Origin of the sequence: Vibrio clamense (assembly GCF_050337905.1) — a bacterium.
GTDB classification, from domain to species: Bacteria; Pseudomonadota; Gammaproteobacteria; order Enterobacterales; family Vibrionaceae; genus Vibrio; species Vibrio cortegadensis.
In genome coordinates, this window is sequence record NZ_JAKJTJ010000026.1 from 1 (window position 1) to 24,416 (window position 24,416).

General features: G+C 43.3%; 20 protein-coding genes and 2 tRNA genes. 16 read left to right on the plus strand and 6 right to left on the minus strand.

The genetic code is table 11. The annotated features are described in order from the left end of the window. Together L4C39_RS14390 and L4C39_RS14395 are read left to right on the plus strand one after the other, a co-directional pair. Positions 1-77: transfer RNA gene (locus L4C39_RS14390), tRNA-Asp, on the plus strand. A gap of 34 nt (positions 78-111) precedes the next feature. Further along, a tRNA-Trp gene (locus L4C39_RS14395) sits at positions 112-188 on the plus strand. Positions 189-876: 688 nt separating this feature from the next. Here L4C39_RS14395 and L4C39_RS14400 read toward each other — a convergent pair. From L4C39_RS14400 to rdgC, 3 genes are all read right to left on the minus strand, one after another. After that, complete coding sequence (locus tag L4C39_RS14400; protein WP_084654890.1) at positions 877-1,131, minus strand: YfhL family 4Fe-4S dicluster ferredoxin; 255 nt, start codon at positions 1,129-1,131, stop codon at positions 877-879. Between the two features lie 2 nt (positions 1,132-1,133). Continuing rightward, positions 1,134-2,537, minus strand: coding sequence for a prephenate-dependent tRNA uridine(34) hydroxylase TrhP (gene trhP / locus L4C39_RS14405; protein ID WP_429746574.1), 1,404 nt, complete (start codon positions 2,535-2,537; stop codon positions 1,134-1,136). 154 nt (positions 2,538-2,691) lie between these two features. Next, positions 2,692-3,606, minus strand: a complete 915-nt coding sequence (gene rdgC / locus L4C39_RS14410; protein WP_029203489.1) for a recombination-associated protein RdgC — start codon at positions 3,604-3,606, stop codon at positions 2,692-2,694. A gap of 191 nt (positions 3,607-3,797) precedes the next feature. On the opposite strand from rdgC, the gene phoB reads away from it, so the two are divergent. The 7 genes from phoB (at position 3,798) to phoU (ending at position 12,446) form a co-directional block, all read left to right on the plus strand. Beyond that, on the plus strand, positions 3,798-4,487 hold the full coding sequence (phoB, locus tag L4C39_RS14415; RefSeq protein ID WP_017053737.1) for a phosphate regulon transcriptional regulator PhoB: 690 nt from the start codon (positions 3,798-3,800) through the stop codon (positions 4,485-4,487). A 42-nt stretch (positions 4,488-4,529) separates the two neighbouring features. Beyond that, positions 4,530-5,828 (plus strand): phosphate regulon sensor histidine kinase PhoR, encoded by a 1,299-nt coding sequence (phoR, locus tag L4C39_RS14420; RefSeq protein WP_429746577.1) that lies wholly within the window; start codon positions 4,530-4,532, stop codon positions 5,826-5,828. Next, complete coding sequence (locus tag L4C39_RS14425; protein WP_429746579.1) at positions 5,825-6,820, plus strand: PstS family phosphate ABC transporter substrate-binding protein; 996 nt, start codon at positions 5,825-5,827, stop codon at positions 6,818-6,820. Before phoR ends, L4C39_RS14425 begins: the two co-directional genes overlap by 4 nt. Before the next feature lie 128 nt (positions 6,821-6,948). Then, positions 6,949-9,168 (plus strand): ABC transporter permease subunit, encoded by a 2,220-nt coding sequence (locus tag L4C39_RS14430; protein ID WP_429746581.1) that lies wholly within the window; start codon positions 6,949-6,951, stop codon positions 9,166-9,168. A 38-nt stretch (positions 9,169-9,206) separates the two neighbouring features. Beyond that, positions 9,207-10,883 (plus strand): phosphate ABC transporter permease PstA, encoded by a 1,677-nt coding sequence (pstA, locus tag L4C39_RS14435; protein ID WP_429746583.1) that lies wholly within the window; start codon positions 9,207-9,209, stop codon positions 10,881-10,883. A gap of 2 nt (positions 10,884-10,885) precedes the next feature. After that, entirely contained in the window at positions 10,886-11,704 is an 819-nt protein-coding gene (gene pstB, locus L4C39_RS14440; protein WP_017053742.1) for a phosphate ABC transporter ATP-binding protein PstB, read from the plus strand. A 43-nt stretch (positions 11,705-11,747) separates the two neighbouring features. Next, on the plus strand, positions 11,748-12,446 hold the full coding sequence (gene phoU / locus L4C39_RS14445) for a phosphate signaling complex protein PhoU (RefSeq protein WP_017053743.1): 699 nt from the start codon (positions 11,748-11,750) through the stop codon (positions 12,444-12,446). Positions 12,447-12,477: 31 nt separating this feature from the next. Here the strand turns inward: phoU and L4C39_RS14450 are convergent, their stop codons facing one another. Beyond that, positions 12,478-13,218, minus strand: a complete 741-nt coding sequence (locus tag L4C39_RS14450) for a copper homeostasis protein CutC (protein WP_171756931.1) — start codon at positions 13,216-13,218, stop codon at positions 12,478-12,480. A 294-nt stretch (positions 13,219-13,512) separates the two neighbouring features. Continuing rightward, positions 13,513-14,121: a peroxiredoxin C gene (locus tag L4C39_RS14455; RefSeq protein ID WP_017053745.1), complete on the minus strand. Its 609-nt coding sequence runs from the start codon at positions 14,119-14,121 to the stop codon at positions 13,513-13,515. A gap of 185 nt (positions 14,122-14,306) precedes the next feature. Here L4C39_RS14455 and L4C39_RS14460 point away from each other — a divergent pair, with 185 nt between their 5' ends. The 3 genes from L4C39_RS14460 (at position 14,307) to aceA (ending at position 18,908) form a co-directional block, all read left to right on the plus strand. After that, positions 14,307-15,212, plus strand: coding sequence for a hydrogen peroxide-inducible genes activator (locus L4C39_RS14460; protein WP_113796597.1), 906 nt, complete (start codon positions 14,307-14,309; stop codon positions 15,210-15,212). Positions 15,213-15,781: 569 nt separating this feature from the next. Beyond that, complete coding sequence (aceB, locus tag L4C39_RS14465; RefSeq protein WP_429746587.1) at positions 15,782-17,419, plus strand: malate synthase A; 1,638 nt, start codon at positions 15,782-15,784, stop codon at positions 17,417-17,419. Positions 17,420-17,597: 178 nt separating this feature from the next. After that, complete coding sequence (aceA, locus tag L4C39_RS14470; RefSeq protein ID WP_113796593.1) at positions 17,598-18,908, plus strand: isocitrate lyase; 1,311 nt, start codon at positions 17,598-17,600, stop codon at positions 18,906-18,908. A gap of 94 nt (positions 18,909-19,002) precedes the next feature. On the opposite strand, the gene L4C39_RS14475 is transcribed toward aceA, so the two are convergent. Further along, positions 19,003-19,452: a CBS domain-containing protein gene (locus tag L4C39_RS14475; protein WP_371711934.1), complete on the minus strand. Its 450-nt coding sequence runs from the start codon at positions 19,450-19,452 to the stop codon at positions 19,003-19,005. Positions 19,453-19,708: 256 nt separating this feature from the next. Between L4C39_RS14475 and queA the strand changes: the two genes are divergently transcribed. From queA to secD, 4 genes are all read left to right on the plus strand, one after another. Then, positions 19,709-20,761, plus strand: a complete 1,053-nt coding sequence (queA, locus tag L4C39_RS14480; protein WP_136995422.1) for a tRNA preQ1(34) S-adenosylmethionine ribosyltransferase-isomerase QueA — start codon at positions 19,709-19,711, stop codon at positions 20,759-20,761. Between the two features lie 185 nt (positions 20,762-20,946). Next, entirely contained in the window at positions 20,947-22,077 is a 1,131-nt protein-coding gene (gene tgt / locus L4C39_RS14485; protein ID WP_429746590.1) for a tRNA guanosine(34) transglycosylase Tgt, read from the plus strand. Between the two features lie 124 nt (positions 22,078-22,201). Then, positions 22,202-22,531: a preprotein translocase subunit YajC gene (gene yajC, locus L4C39_RS14490; RefSeq protein ID WP_113796583.1), complete on the plus strand. Its 330-nt coding sequence runs from the start codon at positions 22,202-22,204 to the stop codon at positions 22,529-22,531. Positions 22,532-22,550: 19 nt separating this feature from the next. Further along, the gene (gene secD / locus L4C39_RS14495) at positions 22,551-24,407 is read left to right on the plus strand and encodes a protein translocase subunit SecD (protein WP_113796581.1); all 1,857 of its coding nucleotides are present in this window, start codon (positions 22,551-22,553) and stop codon (positions 24,405-24,407) included. Positions 24,408-24,416 lie beyond the last annotated feature (9 nt).

Sequence of the window (24,416 nt, forward strand, 5' to 3'; positions counted from 1 at the left end):
GGAGTGGTAGTTCAGTTGGTTAGAATACCGGCCTGTCACGCCGGGGGTCGCGGGTTCGAGTCCCGTCCACTCCGCCACTTATTCAGAGTTTCAGCTCTTTAAAACTGAGATAGGGGTGTAGCTCCAATTGGCAGAGCAGCGGATTCCAAATCCGCGTGTTGGGAGTTCGAATCTCTCCACCCCTGCCATATATCAAGCCTCAGCAGAAATGCTGAGGCTTTTTTATATTTGAATCTGAGAGTTTCAATACTCTAGAAAAAGCAGCGGATTCAGCTCATTCATAAAATAGCGCGTGTTGGGAGTTCGAATCTCTCCACCCCTGCCATACATCAAGCCTCAGCAGAAATGCTGAGGCTTTTTTGCATTTGAATCTGAGAGTTTCAATACTCTAGAAAAAGCAGCGGATTCAGCTCATTCACAAAATAGTGCGTATTGGGAGTTCGAATCTCTCCACCCCTGCCGTATATCAAGCCTCAGGAGAAATGCTGAGACTTTTTTGCATTTGAATCTGAGAGTTTCAATACTCTAGAAAAAGCAGCGGATTCAGCTCATTCACAAAATAGTGCGTGTTGGGAGTTCGAATCTCTCCACCCCTGCCATATATCAAGCCTCAGCAGAAATGCTGAGGCTTTTTTGCATTTGGATATGAGAGTTTTAATACTCTAGAAAAAGCAGCGGATTCAGCTCATTCACAAAATAGCGCGTGTTGGGCGTTCGAATCTCTTCACCCCTGCCATACATCAAGCCGCAGCAGAAATGCTGAGCTTTATTCGAGAGCATTTAGAAAGAGCTGGGAGTCCGGTTAACTTCGCGGATCTACAAAGCAAAAAAAAGCCCCAACAACTGAGTTGCTGGGGCTTTTATATGATTGGGGTATTAAGCAAAACCTTGGATAATTACAAACTTCTCAAGGAGCTGCTCTTCACTTTCAACATGCTTTGGATCTGTGATTATGCATTTCGTAATAGGGCAAACTGACTGACAAGTTGGCTTATCATAGTGTCCCTTACATTCAGTACATAAATTAGGATCGATCTCATAGATACTGTCACCCATTGTAATAGCACCATTTGGACATTCAGGATCACACATATCACAGTTGATGCAGCTATCTTGAATCAGTAATGCCATTACTACTTACCTGTTGGGTTTCGGGTGTCTTGCCCTTCACTAAGGTTACGCATTAATAAACCGAATTCTAAATCCATATCTTCAGGAACTGGAATGAAGACAAAGTGGCCATTACCTTTCGCATCATCAACATCTTGAGATTTACGGTTTTCCATTTTTTCTAAAGTGAAAACAACATTTCCGTTTGGAGTCATTAATTCTAGGCTATCGCCCTTGATGAATTTGTTTTTAACTTCAACTTCAGCTAACTCACCTTTGCGAACGCCAGTGAACTCACCAACAAATTGTTGAGAGTCTGAAATAGAGTAACCGTATTCATAATTTTGGTAGCTGTCATGAGTATGGCGACGAAGGAAGCCTTCGGTGTAGCCACGGTGCGCTAAACTTTCTAAAGTACCCATTAGGCTTTCGTCAAATGGTTTGCCTTCAACGGCATCATCAATTGCTTTGCGGTACACTTGAGCGGTACGAGCACAGTAGTAGAAAGACTTAGTACGCCCTTCGATTTTCAAAGAGTGAACACCCATCTTAGTTAGGCGTTCTACGTGTTGGATTGCGCGAAGATCTTTAGAGTTCATGATGTAAGTACCATGCTCATCTTCAAATGCCGCCATTTTCTCTTCAGGACGATGAGATTCTGAAAGTAGAACAACTTCATCAGTTGGTTTGCCTAAACCGAGAGTATTGTCTGGACGCTCTTCTTGAACTTCAATCTCTTGAGTTTCAACTTCTTGTATAGCAACACCTGTAGGGTTTGCGGCAACAATTTGGCCGTTCTCGTCTTCTTTAGCTGCTTCAGCTTTATATTCCCAGCGACACGCGTTCGTGCATGTACCTTGGTTTGGGTCGCGCTTGTTCATGTAACCAGACAGTAGGCAGCGACCTGAATACGCCATGCATAGAGCACCGTGTACGAAAATTTCTAATTCAGTTTCAGGACAGTGTTCGCGAATCTCTTCAATTTCTTCTAGCGATAGTTCACGAGATAAGATTACTCGCTCTACGCCTTGAGTTGACCAGAATTTCACAGTTGCCCAGTTAACGGCATTTGCTTGTACCGAAAGGTGAATAGCCACTTCAGGGAAAGCTTCACGAACCATCATGATCAAGCCTGGATCCGACATAATTAGAGCGTCTGGGCCCATATCAACGATTGGTTTTAAATCACGAATGAAGGTTTTTAACTTTGAATTATGTGGTTGGATATTACATACCACATACAGCTTTTTACCTTGAGCATGCGCTTCATTAATGCCGATCTGTAGGTTTTCATGGTTGAATTCGTTGTTACGAACGCGAAGGCTGTAACGTGGTTGACCTGCATATACAGCATCTGCACCGTAGGCAAAAGCGTAACGCATATTTTTAAGGCTACCCGCAGGGGAAAGGAGTTCTGGTTTAAACATTGCTTAATTCTCTAGTTCTGATCACAAGTCAGGTCGATGTCACCGAGTGATATCGAAGGGGCGCAAATTTTACGTCAATTACAAGTGATAGTACAGAAAAGAGAATGCCGAAAGAACATCTCTCGGCATTATATAACGGTTGATGCTTGGGTTGTTACGCTTCTGGGTGAGGAAGGCCACCTAATGTTTCATATAAGTTAGGCAAGAAAGCGCCTAGCTCTGCACACATTAGAGAGAAATCTGCATCAAAACGCGCAGCCTGATCTTCTCTTGGAATATCGTCATTCTCATCTTTCAACTCATCGCAGAATTTGAGTCGCTTGATACTGCCATCTTCAGCAAGAATAAACTCAATGCGATCTTGCCAGTTTAGAGCCAATTTAGTCACAAGCTTATCTGCGTGAATATGGCTTAGAATTTCATCCGCTGAAAGCTCTTGTTTTTTACAACGAATCACGCCGCCATCTTCAAGAACGGATTTCAATTCAGCTTCATCAAGCATTGTTATGCCTTGAGGGGTATCGCCACTCTTAACCCACTCGGTTAAGGTTGTTTCAATAGCTTGCTCTGGGATCGCAGGGACAACAGGCAAGCTGCCCATTGTTTTACGTAAAAGTGCTAAAACATCTTCTGCTTTTTTGTAGCTACCAGAGTCAACGAGGATCATGCCTTGCTTAGGAAGAATAAGAGCAAACGTAAGACTGCTGCGGCTGAAAGCTCGTGGCAGAAGATCGATAATGATGTCTTCTTTTAGGTTGTCTTTCTCTTTTTTCTTTAGAGGGCGACCTTCTTGCGCTTCCATCATATCCACTTTCGCGTTTAACGAATCTTTGATAACAGATGCAGGTAACATTTTTTCTTCTTTTTTAGCACAGATTAGAATGCGATCTTCAGAAGTGTGAGTCATCATGTCGCCATGTCTGCCCATTGCATTTACCCAGCCAAATTTTTGTCTGTCTTGGCTGCCACAAGGAGTGAAGCGAAACTCTTCCAATTGTTTTTCTAGTTGATCTGCATTGAAGTCGATACCGCGATTAAAGCGATACACCATACAGTTTTTAAACCACATATTATTTCTCTGAGCTTGTAAGAAGGAGCCCATGATAGGAGATTTCAAATCTTTTGTCCTACTCCAAATTCAAAATATCACAATGAATATGCTAATAAACTTATATTAATAATTGTTTTCAAAGGTCACAAAAGTGTCATAATTAACCTTGATAATGCTTTGCGTCGATGAATTATAAAGGTTAATCAATAATGTCTAGAAGGATTCTGGTTGTTGAAGATGAAGCACCCATTCGTGAAATGCTGTGTTTTGTTCTTGAGCAGAAAGGCTATCAAGCGATAGAAGCGGAAGATTACGATACCGCGGTGAATAAACTCTGTGAACCTTTCCCCGATCTTGTTCTGTTAGATTGGATGTTGCCTGGTGGTTCTGGAATTAACTTCATTAAACATATGAAGCGTGAAGAGCTGACTCGAAATATTCCTGTCGTGATGCTAACGGCTCGTGGAGAAGAAGAAGATAAGGTTCGAGGTTTAGAAGTTGGTGCCGATGATTACATCACCAAGCCATTCTCTCCAAAAGAGCTAGTTGCTCGCCTTAAAGCCGTAATTCGACGTGTAACACCGACTGCACTTGAAGATGTTATTAATGTCCAAGGGCTGAAGTTAGATCCTGTTTCCCATCGTGTGACAGCGAATGATGAACCGTTAGATATGGGACCAACCGAATTTAAGATGCTGCATTTCTTCATGACTCATCAAGAACGTGTTTATAGCCGCGAACAGCTGTTGAATAATGTTTGGGGTACTAACGTATACGTTGAAGACCGCACTGTGGATGTCCACATTAGACGTTTGAGAAAAGCGTTAGAGCAGGGCGGACATGATAAGTTAGTTCAAACCGTCCGTGGTGCTGGCTACCGTTTTTCTGTAAAAGCGTAATGAAGGACTAAGATTAACTAGAGTGACATATCGGAGATTTGAATGGTTGAACGACTGACCTTAAAAAGGCTGGCATGGGAGCTGGCTTTTTTTTACACCCCTTGGATTATTGTGGGGTGGATCTTCGGTTACATGCCGTGGCTACTCTTCATTGCCACCGCTCTACAATTAGCTTGGCATCTGCATAATCAGATGAAGTTGTCGACCTGGTTGTGGGATGAAAAACGCCTAACACCACCTTCAGGAACGGGGAATTGGGAGTCGCTATTTAATGGTATTTATCGGTTGCAGCAACGACAACGAAAAAAACGCAAAGAGTTAACGAACTTAATCCGTCGATTTCGTAACGGTGCTGAATCTTTACCCGATGCGGTTGTTGTCTTTCGCAGTGAAGGCAATATTGTGTGGTGCAACAAACTCGCCCAGCACCTTTTAGGTTTTCACTGGCCAGATGATAATGGTCAGCCAATTTCCAACTTGATTCGAACCCCTGATTTTATTAAGTATCTCAACAAGCAGGACTTCTCTGAGCCTCTTGAGATGTGCTCTCCATTAAACGTAGAGCGGATGCTTGAATTACGTATCGTGCCATATACAGAAGGCGAGCACTTGATGGTTGTGCGTGACGTTACCCAACTCAAGCAGCTAGAAGGTATGCGCCGTAACTTCTTCGCTAATGTTTCTCATGAACTTAGGACTCCGATGACGGTGCTCAAAGGCTACCTAGAGATGACAGAAGATCCCGATATGGTGGTTGGACCGATGTGGCCAAAGGCTCACGGTGTGATGACAGAACAGCTTAACCGAATGAATAGTTTAGTGAGCCAACTACTCACATTATCTAAAATTGAAGCCGCACCAATGCATGAGTTAGATGAAGTCGTCAACGTTCCATTAATGCTAGAGAACCTTGAAAAAGAGGCTCAAAGCTTGAGCGGTGATAGAGGACATCGACTCGACTTTCAAATCGATCCAAAACTGAAAGTACTTGCCGATGAGGATCAACTGCGCAGTGCGATCTCCAACCTTGTTTATAATGCGGTTAAATACACGCCTGAAGGGGCGGAAGTAAAAGTTCGCTGGTATCAGTCGATTCAGGGAGCGTGTTTGGAAGTGTCTGATAGCGGAGAGGGAATCGAGCCACAGCATTTACACCGGTTAACTGAGCGTTTTTACCGAGTAGATAAAGCTCGCTCAAGAGATACGGGAGGCAGTGGACTTGGTCTTGCGATTGTAAAACATGCGCTTACTCATCATGATTCACACCTTGAAATCCAAAGTACAGTTGGGGTTGGGAGTAAATTCTCATTCATTTTACCTAGTCGGTTGATTGTTAAATGATGAAGAAAATGAGCCCCTTACCTTTTGTAAAAGTGATGACTTGGCTGACTATCACCATGGCTTCTGTGCTGAGCTTTCGAGTCATGGCTCAGTTGCCAGATTATCAACGGGTGTTTGGTGTTTCAGGAAGCTTACTTTCTGTCGGCTCAGACACGCTTGCTGGAATGACAACGCTATGGGTTGAAGAGTTTGAATCGATATACCCTAACGTTAATGCTCAAGTTCAAGCTTCGGGTTCATCTACCGCGCCACCAGCATTAACTGAAGGTACGGCGCATTTTGGGCCGATGAGTCGACCGATGAGATTACGCGAAATTGAGGCATTTGAGCGAGAGCATGGTTATAAACCGACAGTGCTGAAGGTGGCAATTGATGCTATCGGCATTTTTGTCCACCGAGATAATCCGATTCAAGGTCTTAATTTTCAGCAGATTGATAGTATCTTTTCGGTTACGTTAAGGTGCGGGGCGACTAAGTCGTTAAACAACTGGCACGAGTTAGGTCTAGACAGTGATTGGTCGAAGCGAAAATTCCAACTGTTTGGTCGTAATTCAGTTTCTGGTACATATGGTTACTTTAAACAAAATGCTCTATGCGACGGTGATTTCAAAAAAGGTGTCAATGAGCAACCAGGGTCGGCATCTGTTGTTCAGTCCATTGCCTCATCCATCAGTGGGATTGGCTACTCTGGTGTTGGTTATCAAGTCGCAGGGATCAAATTAATTCCAATCGCGAGATCTGGCGATGACTATATTTATCCGACACGTAAAAACATCTTAAATGGGCGTTATCCTCTCTCTCGTTTTTTATATGTTTATGTGAATAAGCATCCAACTAAACCATTAAGTAAGGTTCAATCTGAGTTCATTCGATTTATTTTTTCGAGGCAAGGACAAGAGCTTGTTCGAAAAGATGGGTATGTGCCGATTAGTCAAAGTCTCGCGAAACAGGAGCTCGAGAAAGTTGAATTAACGTTATCTGACCAGAATTGACTAATTCATTGTTATAAAAATAAATTAGTCGGAAATATTACTGACAGAACTCGTCACTTGAGTTGTAATATATCTGTCATTAAAATGACATAAACTTAAGGTTTGCTCAAAAGAAGGTAGAACAGTACATGGCTCAAGCCGAGTTTTCACTCAAAGAACAGGATCGTAAGCGTTTTATTCAAGATCGCCTGATTCGTCTTGTAGTGACATGTGGCGGCGTGAGTGTACTGGGCGCTTTAGTGCTTATCTTTGTCTATTTGGCGATCGTGGTTGCACCAATTTTCTCGGATGCGAATATTGAGCCGGCAGATATCGATACTCAAATCTCTGTTCATTCGCCAGTCGCGATTGGGGTGAATGAGTACGGTGATCATGCTTATACATTTGATAAATCAGGATCATTAAGCTTTTGGTCTTTGACTGATAAAAAACCGCAACCTGAATTTACCCAGAAAATTGCCCCGTCCATGTTATTTGCTCGTAGCGATGCCTCCTCCGGTTGGTTAGCTTCAGTCGATGCAGAGAGCAACATAACTCTCTTCAAGCCAGTGTTTTCAACCAGTATTAATAAAGCGGGTCGCTATTTTGATCCTGATGTTGAGTTTTTCAATAACGGTGCCGACTTGTCGCTTTTCGATGATTCAAACCCACTGAGCTTACTTGGATTGTCAGCACAACCGAGCAGCATGACTTTAGTTGGCCAAGCGAGTGATCGAACGGTGTCCGTCCTGACCTTAAAAAAAGGACAAGGGTTGAACCAAGAGAAGGACGCTTGGTTGCCTCAACGGTTTACCTTCCCGACCGCATTTCCTACCTTGGATCAAATCTTGGTTACACCTAATGGTCAGCAACTGTTCCTACGTTCGGGTTCTGAATTAATGATTGCGATGAAGCGTGGCGAGCAATTCCGCATTCGAGAGATTGTTGATTTGACTCAAGGGGAACCACAGCAACAGGTGAAGAATATTGACCTATTGTCAGGTGAGTATTCTGTGCTCGTCACTTATTCAAACGGTCTTGTTTCTCAGTGGTTTGATGTTCTTCAAAATGAAGTCCGATCACTGACCCACATTCGAAATTTTCAGTTAGCGCCTGAAGTGGACTTTTTACTTCCCGATATTTATCGCAAAGGCTTTTATAGTTTCTATCAAAATGGCACGTTACAAAGTCATTATACGACCAGTGAAAAGCTGGTTTTGTTTGAACGTCCGTATTCAAAATCCCCTGATCTTGCTGCGATGTCTAAAAACGAAAAGCATTTATTAGTCCTATCCGGTCAGCAACTCAATGTTGCGAAAGTGAATAATGACTTTCCAGAGATATCGTTTTCATCGCTGTGGAATAAAGTCTGGTATGAGAGTTACCCGGAACCCGAATACGTGTGGCAGTCGACATCGGCTAGTGATGAATTTGAAGAGAAATTCAGTTTAGTGCCGATTGCGTTTGGTACATTAAAGGCGGCGGTATTTGCGATGATTTTTGCGGTGCCGATTGCGGTGTTAGGTGCGATCTATACGGCCTATTTTATGTCTCCAAGCATGCGCCGAGTGGTTAAACCGACCATTGAACTCATGGAAGCATTACCCACGGTGATTATTGGTTTCTTAGCGGGGTTATGGTTTGCGCCGATTGTTGAAACTCATTTAACAGCAGTAATGGCATTGCTCATCATATTGCCTTTAACAACACTTGTGGCTGGAGGCTTATGGCATTGTGTCCCTCAAGCTGTCACTCGTCGTTTGCCTAATGGTTGGCATGCGGTGATCTTGATCCCTGCGTTGTTGATTTCTATCGTAACCGTATTCTTGTTTGGCACTGATATTGAAACGATACTGTTCGCTGGCGATGTGAAGTTGTTTCTGTCTAGCTATGGAATCGACTTTGATCAACGTAACGCCTTAGTGGTGGGGTTTGCTATGGGGTTTGCGGTGATCCCGACGATTTTCACTATCGCGGAAGATGCTATTTTTTCTGTGCCTAAACATTTGTCTGATGGCTCGTTAGCTTTAGGGGCAACACCGTGGCAGACCTTATTGTATGTGGTGCTGTTAACTGCTAGCCCAGGGATTTTTTCTGCGGTGATGATGGGGTTAGGCAGAGCGGTTGGAGAGACCATGATTGTGTTGATGGCGACAGGGAATACACCGATCATGGACTGGAATATATTCGAAGGGATGCGCACACTTTCTGCCACGATCGCCGTTGAACTTCCTGAATCAGAAGTGGGCAGTTCTCATTATCGATTGCTGTTTTTGGCCGCATTATTACTGTTCATATTTACTTTCGCTGTGAATGCTCTTGCGGAAGTGGTTCGACAAAGGCTTAGAGATAAATACCGTGCATTGTAGCTTTCAATATTGTTCATTTATCAGCACAGAGTTCACTTATGTTTAAGTGGCTTCGATCTGGCTCACCTTGGATTTGGCTCACTGGTGGAGCCGTGAGCATCAGCCTATTATCCGTATTAGGCTTACTTTTATTGATTGGTTGGAAAGGACTCACTTACTTCTGGCCTGCTCCTCTGTATCAATGGGAAGTAGTGAATAACAATATCTTGCCCCAAAGTGTGGAGGCGAACCATCGACTTATCGGTCAACTTTATCAGCGAGACTATATCCCGATTGATCATATTGTGGATGCAGAGAATAAGTTGCCGGCAGCCGTTTTAGAGGAGGGTGTTGTCGGGCGATTGAGTATCAAAGTCGCTAATCGAGAGCTTTATCCCGCAGATTTTGTCTCGGTTCTTGAGCCTGAATTAACGGCGTCGACTCAGCCAGCAGAGTGGGCCGTAATAGAGAGAACTCGAGGTGGCGACTTCTTTGGCAAACCGATAGGCTTTTCCAGTTTAGACGGCATTCGAACTAAGAATATTCACCAAGAGCTGATACGAGGGCTCGACTTTGCGGACTCATTACGATCGGAAATTGATCGTATCAGTAATCAGGAAATTCGTTTAATCAGCTGGCAGCTTGAACAATTGCGTTTTAAAAAACGAAAATATGAGTTGAATGAAGAACTGAATGAAGAGTTCATCGTCTCTTATCAACAAGAAACGCAAGCGTTAAATGAAAAGCTGTCAGAATCAGAAAAAAATCTGGATTTGCTTAACTCACAACTACAAATAGAGTCGTTATTGCTTGAAGACATGAGTGGTCAAAAAACACGAATACCACTTAGTCAGATTTTAGATATTTGGTACCCCAACCAGATGAGCTACACCGAAAAAGTGGCGCATTGGGGAAAGCAGGTCTGGAAGTTTTTGTCCCAAAACCCACGAGAGTCCAACTCTGAAGGCGGTGTTTTTCCTGCTATTTTTGGTACGGTATTTTTGGTGATAGTGATGTCTATCATTGTCATGCCTCTTGGGGTTGTGGCGGCAATATACTTACATGAGTACGCCAAAAGTAACGCCTTTACGAGAATTATTCGGATAGCTGTGATTAACCTCGCGGGTGTGCCATCCATTGTCTATGGTGTCTTCGGCTTAGGCTTTTTTGTTTATACCATCGGTGGATCAATTGATACGCTGTTTTATACCGAGAAACTTCCGGCTCCAACATTTGGCACTCCGGGGTTATTGTGGTCAGCATTAACGTTAGCAGTATTGACATTGCCAGTGGTGATTGTGACGACGGAAGAAGGGTTAACGCGGATCCCAAGCTCAGTTCGGCATGGTTCGTTAGCGTTAGGTGCGACACAGTTTGAAACCCTATGGCGAATTGTCTTGCCGATGGTTAGCCCTGCGATCATCACTGGGCTGATTCTTGCGGTTGCGCGAGCGGCAGGTGAGGTTGCCCCATTAATGTTAGTTGGTGTGGTTAAACTCGCGTCGAGCTTACCTGTGGATGCTCAATTTCCATACGTTCATTTAGAACGCAAATTCATGCATCTGGGCTTTCATATTTACGATATCGGTTTCCAAACATCAAACATTGAAGCTGCGAGACCACTGGTTTATGCCACTTCATTTTTACTGGTGACGGTTATTGTCGGGCTGAATTTAACTGCGATTAGTATTCGTAACAATTTACGCGAAAAGTACCGAACCCTAGGACAAGACTGATTATGTTCTCATTAAGTGACACTCTAGGTTATCAAGCGCCGTTGGATGTACATAAACTAACGGATGAGCAAACCGCGATCTCAATTGAAGGTCTTAATCTTTATTACCAGCAGACTCAAGCGCTTAACGATATTTCAATGCGAATACCTAAAGGTAGAGTCACCGCATTTATTGGGCCTTCAGGTTGTGGTAAGTCGACCCTGCTACGCTGCATTAATCGTATGAACGATTTAGTGGAAGGCTGCCGCGTCGAAGGTGAAGTTAAGCTATACGGAAATAATGTGTATCACCCTAAAGTCGATGTGGCGACATTGCGCCGCCGAGTTGGGATGGTATTCCAGCGTCCCAACCCATTTCCTAAATCGATTTATGAAAATGTGGTGTATGGACTTCGGTTGCAAGGTGTCAAAAATAGCCGAACCTTAAATGATGCGGTTGAACGTTCATTACGCGCGGCTGCGTTGTGGGATGAAGTAAAAGATCGTTTGCACGAAAATGCTTTTGGACTCTCAGGTGGGCAACAGCAACGTTTGGTTATTGCACGGGCCATTGCCATTGAGCCAGAAGTGTTATTGCTTGATGAGCCGACATCCGCACTGGATCCTATTTCTACACTGACGATTGAAGAGTTGATCAGTGAATTGAAAACGCAATATACAGTGGTCATTGTCACTCATAACATGCAGCAGGCTGCGAGGGTGAGCGATCACACGGCATTTATTCATATGGGAAAATTGATCGAGTACTCAGATACCGATTCAATTTTCACCTCACCATTGAAAAAACACACAGAAGACTACATTACAGGTAGATATGGATAAAATAGTCATTATGATGATTGAGCACTCTTTATAAGGAATTTTCATGCAGTTTGGTCGACACATTTCAGGTCAATTTAATGTAGAGCTTGAGTCTATTCGAACCCATGTGTTGACGATGGGAGGTTTAGTCGAGCAACAGCTTTCATTTGCCATGCAAGCGCTGCATAAAGATGACATTGATCTGGCGAAAAAAGTGGTTCGGGATGATCATAAAGTGAATTCGATGGAAGTTTCTATTGATGAAGCATGCACTCGTATTATTGCTAAGCGACAGCCAACGGCAAAAGATCTGCGATTAATTATGGCGATCATCAAGACGATTACCGACCTTGAGCGCATTGGCGATGTGGCAAGTAAAATTGCAACGGTTGCTATTGAAAGTCCACCACTGAAAGATCAAACCTTCCAAATATCTCTTGAGCCTCTGGGGCGACAGGCCATCGCAATGCTACACCAAGTGCTGGATGCGTTTGCTCGAATGGATGTCGATGCCGCAGCGAGCGTGTATAAGCTAGACGATAAATTGGATGCGGAATACGAAGCGGTTATTCGTCAATTGATGACCTATATGATGGAAGACCCTAAAAGCATCCCCAATATTATTCAAGTGATGTGGTCGGCGAGAGCGATCGAAAGAGTTGGCGATCGCTGCCAGAATATCTGTGAATACATTATTTACTTCGTCAAAGGTAAAGATGTACGTCACTTAGGTGAGCAGAGTATTGATGACCTGCTGAAATAGCTAGAAGTGGCTGTTGGAAGCCACTAGTTAGCTAAGAACATAATCTGTCCAAAACCGCTGCGATTTTTTTACTGTCTGTTATTGGAATAGCAAAGTCATCACTATCACCCATCTTGGCTTGGTTCGATACTAACGTCATTTGGCTTTCACGGGTCGATTTTCCTGAAAGGTGCAACGATTTAATGCCAGTCTGCTGAGTAATGTGTAGAGCATTATCCGCAGTGACGCCAGCTCCAGCCATAATGTCTACACGGCCACTGGCTTGAATTACCATCTTTTTAAGCACATCAAGCCCATCAACGGCGGCGGGTGCTAGCCCTGAAGTGAGTATTCGCTCACAACCTAAATTCACAATATCTTCAATAGCTTGAGAGTAATCTGCACATTGGTCTATGGCTCGATGAAATGTAGCACCTAATTGGCATTCAGTCGCCACTGTCATGATACGTTGAGCTAAGCGCATATCGATAGAACCATCAGCTTTCAGTACACCAAATACAATCCCATCAACGCCTGCGGTGGCTGCTGCGTGTATATCTTCAATCATAGAATCAATATCATCAGCGCTGTAAAGGAAATCACCTTGTCGAGGCCTGACCATGGCATAGATTGGAACTGACGATAGCTGAGCGGCTAATTTCATCAAACCGAAACTTGGCGTTAAACCACCTAACGCTAAAGATGAACAGAGCTCAATTCGAGTCGCGCCTCCCGCAATCGCATTATGAAGAGACTCTAAGTTATCGATACAGACTTCAATTTGATAAGACATATAAATCCTAGTTGGTGCAATTTAATAATACAGAGCTTAACAAGATTTACGGTTGGTTTATGCAATGAGCATAGGGAAAATAGAGGTAATGTTTTACAAGAAACGATTCCTCATTTTAAAGACAGTAAGAGTGCGATACACAGATATCATCTCGTGGGACTAAAACGAGAAAAGCCCGAAGCGTAAACTTCGGGCTTTTTTATTTGGCTAACTAATGACTTCTTCCGATTGGCAGTGCGTTTTTCGCTTATATTGTCCAACCATCAACCCGTTTGAGCGCGGGTGAAGGAGTTATTATTTGCTTAGGTCGTCAGCGTGCTCAGATAGGAATGCTGCAACACCTTTTGGAGATGCGTCCATACCTGATTTGCCTTCTTCCCATTGTGCAGGACAAACTTCACCATTCTTCTCGTGGAAGTTTAGTGCGTCTACCATGCGTAGCATTTCGTCGATGTTACGGCCTAGTGGAAGGTCGTTAACAACTTGGTGACGAACAAGACCGTCAGCATCGATTAGGAAAGAACCACGGAAAGCAACGCCTGCTTCTGGGTGCTCAACATCGTATGCTTTGCAGATTTCGTGCTTAACGTCAGCAACTAGAGGGTACTTAACTTGACCGATACCGCCATCTTCGATAGCAGTGTTACGCCATGCGTTGTGTGAGAATTGTGAATCGATAGAAACACCAATTACTTCAACACCTTTAGCTTGGAAATCTTCTAGACGATTGTCAAAAGCGATTAGCTCTGAAGGACAAACGAATGTGAAGTCTAGTGGGTAGAAAAATACAACAGCTTTTTTACCTTTAGTGAACTCTGCGAAGTTGAAGTTATCAACGATTTCGCCGTTACCTAGAACAGCTGCTGCAGTAAAGTCAGGGGCTTGACGACCTACTAGTACCATTTTGAAATCTCCTAAAATATGATGACCAAACATCTTTGTTTGGGCTTTCGTTTCTACGGGACAAACTATAGTACAAACGTTACTATAGAAAAAAGCGAATTAAATAGATTAACTTAATCGAAAAAAGCGATGAGGATGCTTTCTCATCAAATCTTCTATCTTATTAATATGACAAAGTAATTAGCATGAATAAATGGCCCAGCTTAAAGCAGTTGCATTATTTAGTAACTTTGCACGAAACCCGTCATTTTAGTGATGCCGCAGAACGCTGTTTTGTGAGCCAGTCGACACTCAGTAAAGGGATCCAAAACCTTGAAGAGTTGATTGGTTGTCCTTTATACGAAAAAAAAGATAAAAAAAGCCCTTTAGTCTTTACTCAAGCGGGTGAATTAGTCGTCATTCGTGGCCGAGAGTTACTGGCGAAAGGACAAGATTTGGTTGAGCTTGGCAGTTTATGTCAGGGGGAAAGTATGCAGGGGCAGTTAAAACTGGGCTGCATTCCTACTATTGCTCCATTTCTATTATGCGATGTCGTACAAGAGGTTAACGCTCGCTTTCCTCAACTTCATCTATTACTACGTGAAGATACCACCACCAACTTATTAGCCGCCTTGAATCAAGGTGAGTTAGATGTATTGATACTGGCACTCCCCGTTGATATAGGGCATATGTATAGCAAAGTCGTCGGACAAGACCCGTTTAGGATGGTCATTAGTCGTAACCAAGCTGATGGGATTAGAGTGCCAATCCGATACGATGATTTACCCGATGAATCGGTTTTCCTATTAGAAAATGAACACTGCTTAACTGAACATGCCGTTTCAGCATGTAAGCTCACAGACAAAGAGAAGATAAATCCGTTTTCAGCAACGAGCTTACATACCTTGGTACAGATGGTTGCGAATGGGCTCGGTACTACATTTATACCTCAGATGGCGATTGAGCATGGCCTGCTTGATAATCAAAATCTAGTGGTGATTGATCCCCCTGGTCAGCAAGCTTATCGAGAAATAGGGCTGGTTTGGCGGCCAAGTACTTCTCGTTCTGAGACCTTTGAGCAATTAGCTGAAGTGGTATCAGAACTGCTCTAGCGGTTGGTCTAACCTAAAAAGCACACTGTTTTTGGTGTGCTTTTTAGGTTTTTATTCTGTTAGTGTTGTTTGACTTGTAAAATTTTACAAACCTTTTTTGACGTGCCTTTCATAAAAAATCCTTTCTTTACACACCTAATTTCACATCTTTCTTTTATTTTGTTGTTTGAATGGTCATTCGTGTCTATTCGCTAACCCCTTCTGTCAAAGGTTTTGAGCGAAAATATAAAATCCGAACGCCTGTTTAAAACAAAATTAGCATTAAAAATGTGTGTAATTTAATTACGTAATAAATTACACAAATAGCCAATTTACAGAGCCCTAAATCCAAACAATACAAAACTTTGAATTTAACCTTTTGTTAACTTTAGTACTTTTACTCTAGTGGTTGTTGAGGTAAGTTTAATACTGTCTTGTAAGACCTATGTCTACATCGGGGGCTGTTGAAATACAGGTTTGGATAGGTGAAGGTAATAGACACAAACCGAAACGAATCATGAATATTGAGCTTTAGGATGTTGCTTGTCTTTGTGGTTTTTGAGTTACAAATGTAATTTAAGGAAAGAATTATGCTTGCTGAAACAACACCAACAAATTCAAATAATATAAAAAGAACATCGCCTCAAAGTATGTTGGTGATTAATAGTGAGCTTGCTCCTGAGCATCAAGAAATTTTCCCTTTAGAAGCCCAAACCTTTTTATCTTTTTTATGCGCTCAATTTAGTGAGCGAGTGGATTCATTACTCGAAGAGCGAGAACAGAAGCAGTTACGTATTGATGCTGGGGAGCTACCGGACTTTTTAAGTGAGACTCAAGATATCCGAGAAGGCAGTTGGAAAATACTAGGTATCCCACAAGATTTACAAGATCGTCGAGTAGAGATCACAGGTCCAACCGACCGAAAAATGGTGATCAATGCATTAAACGCCAATGTAAAAGTATTTATGGCGGACTTTGAAGATTCTATGTCACCAGCATGGGGCAAAGTGCTCGATGGACAGGTGAATTTACGTGATGCTGTTAACGGCGACATCAGCTATACCAATGAGAGTAACGGAAAACAGTACCAATTAAGTGATGAACCGGCGGTGCTTATCTGTCGTGTTCGAGGTCTGCACTTAAAAGAGAAGCATGTAGAATTTAACGGTCAGATTATTCCGGGAGCGCTATTCGATTTCGCACTGTATTTCTATAACAACTACAAAACCCTGCTGAAAAAAGGCAGCGGCCCATATTTTTATATTCCTAAGCTGCAATCTCACCAAGAAGCGAAGTGGTGGAGTGATGTTTTCCATTTCACTGAAGACTTCTTTGGTCTGGATACTGGAACCATCAAAGCGACGGTATTGATTGAAACTCTACCTGCTGTATTTGAAATGGACGAGATCCTGTTCAACTTAAAAGAGCATATCGTTGGTCTTAATTGCGGGCGTTGGGACTATATCTTTAGCTACATTAAAACCTTGCGTAACCACCCTGATCGTATTCTGCCAGATAGACAAGTTGTGACAATGGATAAACCCTTCTTAAAGGCTTACTCGCAACTGCTAGTAAAAACGTGTCATCGCCGCGGAGCGTTTGCAATGGGAGGAATGGCCGCCTTTATTCCAGCCAAAGATCCACAAGTGAACCAACAAGTACTCGATAAGGTTCTGGGAGATAAATCTTTAGAAGCGAACAACGGACATGATGGAACGTGGGTCGCGCATCCAGGGCTTGCCGATACGGCAATGTCAGTGTTTGACCAAAAATTGGGTGAACGAACCAATCAATTGAATGTGCTACGGAAAGACGATAGCCCTATAACTGCACAGGTGTTACTTGCGCCTTGTGATGGTGCCATCACTGAACAAGGCATGCGTCATAACATTCGTGTTGCTCTGCAATATATAGAAGCGTGGATCTCAGGTAACGGTTGCGTTCCTATTTATGGATTAATGGAAGATGCGGCGACGGCTGAAATATCACGAGCTTCGATTTGGCAATGGATTCAGCACGAGCAAAAATTGGATAACGGACAAGTCGTCACCAAGTCACTGTTCGAATCTTACCTGACCGAAGAGATCCAAGTTGTTCGTCAAGAAGTTGGAGAACAACGATTCATTAATGGTCGATTTGAAGAAGCGTCAGCATTGATGTCAGAACTCACCACCAGCGATGAACTGACGAATTTCTTAACGGTTCCAGGCTACGATTATTTGCCATAACTCATTGAAATACTTAGCTAGCACAAATTTATAGCCAACGCTAAGCGCACATTAAAAAAATGAATACAATTTATTACTAACAACGTGAAACAAAGAGTTCGAGGTCAGAGAGAGTTGTACTGACGGAGAAAAGGATGACAGATGCATGAAGCATCGTATTACTACAGAGGGATAGACCATGACATTAACTCGCCGCCAACAAATCGAAGCTCTAGAGAAAGACTGGGCAACTAATCCACGCTGGAATAACGTAAAGCGTACTTACACAGCAGAAGAAGTCGTTGAACTTCGTGGTTCAGTGACGCCTGCCAATACTATCGCCCAACGTGGTGCTGATAAATTATGGTCTTTGGTCAACGGGTCATCTAAAAAAGGTTATGTAAACTGTTTGGGTGCACTCACAGGTGGTCAAGCGGTTCAGCAAGCCAAAGCGGGTATCGAAGCGATTTACCTATCAGGTTGGCAAGTTGCTGCAGATAACAATACGGCATCAACCATGTACCCTGATCAATCTTTATACCCTGTAGATTCAGTACCTTCAGTGGTTAAACGCATTAACAATTCATTCCGACGTGCAGACCAAATTCAGTGGGCTGGTGGTAAGAGCCCAGAAGATGAAGGTGGTATTGATTACTTCTTACCTATCGTTGCGGATGCAGAAGCAGGGTTTGGTGGCGTTCTCAATGCTTACGAGTTGATGAAGAATATGATCGAGTCTGGCGCTGCTGGAGTTCACTTTGAAGACCAGCTAGCATCAGTGAAAAAATGTGGTCACATGGGCGGTAAAGTACTGGTTCCTACCCAAGAAGCGGTACAAAAACTTGTCGCGGCACGTTTAGCCGCTGATGTTTCCGGCACAACAACACTTGTGATTGCGCGTACTGACGCCAACGCAGCGGATCTTCTGACTTCCGATTGTGACCCGTACGATCGTGACTTCATTCAAGGTGAGCGAACCGCTGAAGGTTTCTATCGAGTGAAAGCGGGCATCGACCAAGCTATTTCTCGTGGCCTAGCTTACGCGCCATATGCAGATTTAATCTGGTGTGAAACGGCAAAACCGTGTTTAGAAGAAGCGCGCAAATTTGCCGAAGCAGTACATGCAGAATACCCAGATCAGCTATTGGCGTATAACTGTTCACCATCGTTTAACTGGGAGAAAAACCTAGATTCAGAAACGATTGCAAAATTCCAGCAAGAGCTTGCGGATATGGGCTACAAATACCAGTTCATTACACTAGCGGGCATCCACAACATGTGGTTCAACATGTTTGAATTGGCTCATGCCTATGCGCAAGGCGAAGGTATGCGTCACTATGTTGAGAAAGTACAGCGTCCAGAATTTGAAGCAGCAGATAAAGGTTACACATTTGTGGCGCACCAACAAGAAGTGGGTACAGGATACTTTGACCGTATGACCAATACGATTCAAGGTGGAAACTCTTCGGTGACGGCACTGACAGGATCAACAGAAGAAGAGCAATTCTAGCGATAGCTTTACTCTTTATAATCCATTTGAGCGGCGATATAGCCGCTCTTTTTATGCTGACATATCGACTTTATTTGAGCGAGATATGGCAGCATCAAACATCAGTATCGACTTCTTCTGGTTCGGCATCTTCTTGTAGCTCAAGCAAATTAATGGCAATGGTGACAAAGTCACTGTCAGTAATAATTCCGACTAGCTCTCCATCTTCCACCACAGGTAAGCAGCCAACTTTGTGCTTTTGCATGTAAGTGGCACTCTCTTTTAATCCTGCTCTTGGCTCTACAGTCATGATATTACGGTGCATTACCTCATTGAGAGGGGTCGCTAGAGTATAAGATTGTGTGCTTGGAATATTTTGCAGGCTAGACTCTTGAGCGGCAAGAATATCACGCTGAGTCACTACGCCGAGCAGTCTTCTTTCTGCATCCACAACAGGAATGTGGCGGATATCTAAGGCTTCCATTGTACTTTTAGCTTCGGCTAACGAATGTGATCGTAATAGAGTGTGAGGGTTACGAGTCATCATGTCTTCGACTTTGATCATCACGATCTCCTTTTATGGGTCGGTGTAGTTTAACTATAGGTTTTTATTGTCTTAATATCTGGGAGCTAACTCATTTTTATTGAGCTTTATGCAACGAATTAGAGTGCGATCAAGTTTATGGTAGGAGCAAGTTTTACCCTTAGTTACTATTATCCCTTCGAACAACCCTTGCTATTGCGTTTTGTCTGCCTATACTACCCCACTGCGAAATTTTTACTCGCAACCCTTTATTTATCAACCAAACAAGATAAGTCGCATGCAAGTTTCTGATTTTCATTTTGAATTACCTGATGAGCTGATAGCTCGTTACCCTCAAGCGGAACGTACCGCGAGTCGCCTTCTACAATTAGATGGAAATACTGGAACCTTGAGTGATGGTTCATTTAAAGACGTATTAGATCTTGTTCAACCGGGTGATTTAGTTGTTTTTAATAATACACGAGTGATTCCAGCTCGGCTGTTTGGTCGTAAAGAGTCTGGCGGTAAGCTAGAAGTCTTAGTCGAACGTATGATTGATGAGAAAAGCATTCTTGCTCACGTACGTTGCTCTAAATCACCTAAGCCAGGTACTACTCTATTCCTTGGTGAACATGATGAGTACCAAGCTGAAATGGTCGCACGCCATGATGCTCTGTTTGAGATCCGCTTTACCTCTGATCAAAGTGTATTAGAGATTTTAAATGCGGTTGGTCATATGCCATTACCGCCTTATATTGATCGTCCTGATGAAGACGCAGATAAAGAGCGTTATCAGACGGTATATAACAAAAAGCCGGGTGCCGTTGCAGCACCAACAGCAGGTTTACACTTTGATGAGCAGCTACTAGAGCAGATCAAAGATAAAGGTGTCGAGTTTGCTTACGTTACTTTGCATGTTGGAGCGGGTACATTCCAACCAGTAAAAGTGGATAATATCCATGATCACCACATGCATGCAGAGTATGTAGAAGTGCCACAAGAGGTTGTGGATGCGATTGCTGCGACAAAAGCTCGTGGTGGACGTGTCATCGCGGTTGGGACGACATCTGTTCGTTCATTAGAAAGTGCCGCTCAAGATGCACTGAAAAAAGGTACTGAGCTCGTTCCATTTTTTGGCGACACAGAAATCTTTATTTTCCCAGGCTACGAGTATCAATTGGTTGATTGTTTGATCACCAACTTTCACTTGCCTGAGTCAACATTAATTATGCTTGTTAGCGCTTTTGCAGACTACGACAAAGTGATGGCCGCTTACGATCATGCTGTTAAAAATGAATATCGCTTCTTCAGTTATGGCGATGCGATGTTTATTAATAAGAAGACTAAGTAATTACAGCTCGTTAATTATCGTTTTTCAGATATATATTCGAGTAGAACAAGTTTAATAGTCGAGTGCTAGCATTGAGCTAGGAAGGGAAGGTAACTTTACTTCTCGCAAGGATAAGCGACCGCTCTCGGTAGGGTGAATAACCCAGTAAAATCGTCAGATTGTTTCTCTGGCATATTGGAGGTCTCGTGAGATTAAAGTACGAACTTAAAAAAACAAATGGTAACGCACGTCGTGGTCAACTTCAGTTTGAACGCGGTACAGTAGAAACACCAGCATTCATGCCTGTAGGTACCTACGGTACTGTGAAAGGTATGACACCGGAAGAAGTGAAAGACACTGGTGCAGAAATTCTGCTTGGTAACACTTTCCACCTTTGGTTACGCCCTGGTCAAGAGATCATGAAATTACATGGTGATCTCCATGACTTCATGAACTGGAAAGGCCCAATCCTAACCGATTCAGGCGGTTTCCAAGTATTTAGCTTAGGTAAGACTCGTAAAATTACTGAAGAAGGTGTTCACTTCCATAGCCCTGTGAACGGCGATAAGATCTTTATGGATGCTGAGAAATCAATGCAAATCCAATACGATCTTGGTTCTGATATCGTGATGATCTTCGACGAATGTACGCCATTCCCGGCAACCCACGATGAAGCTCGTATTTCAATGGAGCGTTCTATTCGTTGGGCGGACCGTAGCCGTAATGAATTTGATCGCCAAGACAACACCAATTCACTATTTGGTATTGTACAAGGTGGTGTTTACGAAGATCTACGTGATGTGTCTGTTGAAGCGCTAACTAAAATTGGCTTCGATGGTTACGCTGTCGGTGGTTTAGCGGTAGGCGAACCTAAAGAAGACATGCACCGTATTCTTGAGCATACTTGCCCACAACTACCTGAAGATAAGCCTCGTTACCTCATGGGCGTAGGCAAACCTGAAGATCTCGTTGAAGGCGTTCGTCGTGGTATCGATATGTTCGACTGCGTAATGCCGACTCGAAATGCTCGTAATGGACACCTATTTGTGACTGGCGGTGTGATCAAGATCCGTAATGCGAAACATAAAACGGATACAACACCACTAGATCCACAGTGTGACTGTTACACTTGCAGCAACTATTCAAAATCATATCTACACCACCTAGATCGTTGTAATGAGATCTTAGGTGCAAGACTGAATACTATTCATAACCTACGTTACTACCAACGTTTGATGCAAAGTATCCGTAACGCGATCGATGAAGACCGTTTTGATGCTTTTGTAGAAGAATTTTACGCTCGCCGTGATCGTGAAGTTCCACCAATGAATAAATAATTTGTCTCTATCGCCCTATTTTTGCGACCTCAATCTCTAAACTAGACTTTGAAGCCTTGAAAATAGGGCGATGCAGCCCAATTAGTTGGATTATCAATAAAAATTAAATAGAGGATGTTTTTAAATGTTTATTTCTCAAGCTCACGCAGCTGCTGAAGGCGCTGCACCAGGTGGCGGTTTCGAAATGCTAATCATGCTAGGCATGTTCGCAGTAATCTTCTACTTCATGATTTACCGTCCACAAGCGAAACGTGTAAAAGAGCACAAAAGCTTAATGAGCGCGATGGGTAAAGGCGACGAAGTACTGACTAGTGGCGGCCTTGTAGGCAAAATTACTAAAATCGCTGAAGACAATGACTATGTGTCAATTGCACTTAACGATAATAACGAAGTTGTAATCAAAAAAGATTTCGTTACTGCAGTGCTACCTAAAGGTACGCTTAAGTCTCTATAACAGCTAGAGGATCCTCGCTGTGCTAAACCGTTACCCGTTATGGAAGTATTTAATGGTGGTGTTTTCCATCGCCATTGCAGCGCTATACGCTCTTCCAAATATATACGGTGAAGATCCGGCGATTCAAGTCACAGGGGTGCGTGGCGCCTCTGTAGATATGTCGACGCTGGATGCTGTCACCGAAGCTCTTGATGAAAAGAGCTTATCTCATAAATCCGTTGCTCTAGAGAACGGTTCTATTCTTGTTCGTTTTACCGATACTGACACTCAAATCAGTGCTCGCGATATTGTTAGCGAAGCATTAGGCAAAGATGTCATTGTTGCTCTTAACTTAGCGGCTTCTACTCCTGATTGGCTTGAATCTATTGGTGCTGCACCAATGAAACTTGGCCTTGATTTACGTGGTGGTGTTCACTTCTTAATGGAAGTGGATATGGATGCTGCGATGGGTAAGCTTGTTGGACAGCAAGAAGAAGCCTTCAGAAGTGAACTGCGTGAAGAAAAAATTCGTTACCGCTCTATTCGCCCATCGGGTAAAGACGCGGTAGAAGTATTACTTCGCAATGAAGAGCAACTCTCCCAAGCTAAACAGAGCCTTGCATCAAAGCACCAAGATATGACTTTTACTGAGTCTGCATCAAATGGTCGTTTTGCACTGGTGGCTAAGTTTACTGAAGCTCGCCTTCAAGAGATTCGTAACTACGCAGTTGAGCAGAATATTACTATTTTGCGCAATCGTGTAAACGAACTTGGTGTTGCTGAACCTCTTGTTCAACGTCAAGGTGCAAGCCGAATCGTTGTGGAACTGCCAGGTGTTCAAGATACTGCTCGCGCTAAAGAAATTTTAGGTGCAACAGCAACACTTGAATTCCGCGAAGTGGATGATAAAGCTGACTTAGCAGCAGCGGCAAGTGGCCGAGCGCCTGCTGGCAGTGAAATCAAACAAGATCGTAATGGTCGCCCTGTCGTACTGAAGAAACGTGTCATTCTTGGTGGCTCAAGTATTACAGACGCAAGTTCAAGCGTTGATGAGTATGGTCGTCCACAAGTGAATATCTCACTTGATAGTGAAGGTGGCAGCAAAATGTCAGCGTTCTCACGTAAAAACATCGGTAAGCTTATGGCAACCGTATTTGCTGAGTACAAAGACAGTGGGCGTAAAAACCCAGAAGGCAGCGTAATCCTGACTAAGCATGAAGAAGTGATCAACCAAGCAACGATTCAATCAACGCTTGGCCGTAGTTTCCGAATTACAGGTATTGATTCAGCTTCAGAAGCTCATAACTTAGCTCTGCTACTTCGTGCTGGTGCTCTTATTGCTCCAATCTCAATCGTTGAAGAGCGCACAATTGGTCCATCTATGGGTCAACAGAACATCGATATGGGTGTGATGGCGTGTGTTTGGGGTATGGCGGCAGTTATGCTGTTTACTCTACTGTACTACCGTAAGTTTGGCTTAATTGCGAACATGGCACTAATGGCAAACCTAGTCTTGATTATCGGTGTCATGTCGATGATCCCTGGGGCAACCATGACGCTTCCTGGTATCGCTGGTATCGTTTTGACCGTTGGTATGGCGGTGGATGCGAACGTGCTGATATTTGAGCGTATTCGTGAAGAGCTACGTGATGGACGTAATCCACAACAAGCGATTCACCAAGGTTACGCCAATGCATTCAGTACTATTGCCGATGCGAACATTACGACCTTAATTACAGCAATTATTTTGTTTGCTGTAGGTACAGGTGCAATCAAAGGTTTCGCCGTGACTCTGTCTATCGGTATTCTGACCTCTATGTTTACCGCTATTGTTGGAACGCGTTGTGTCGTGAACCTGCTATATGGTGGCAAACGTATCGATAAACTGTCGATCTAAGCTAAGGGA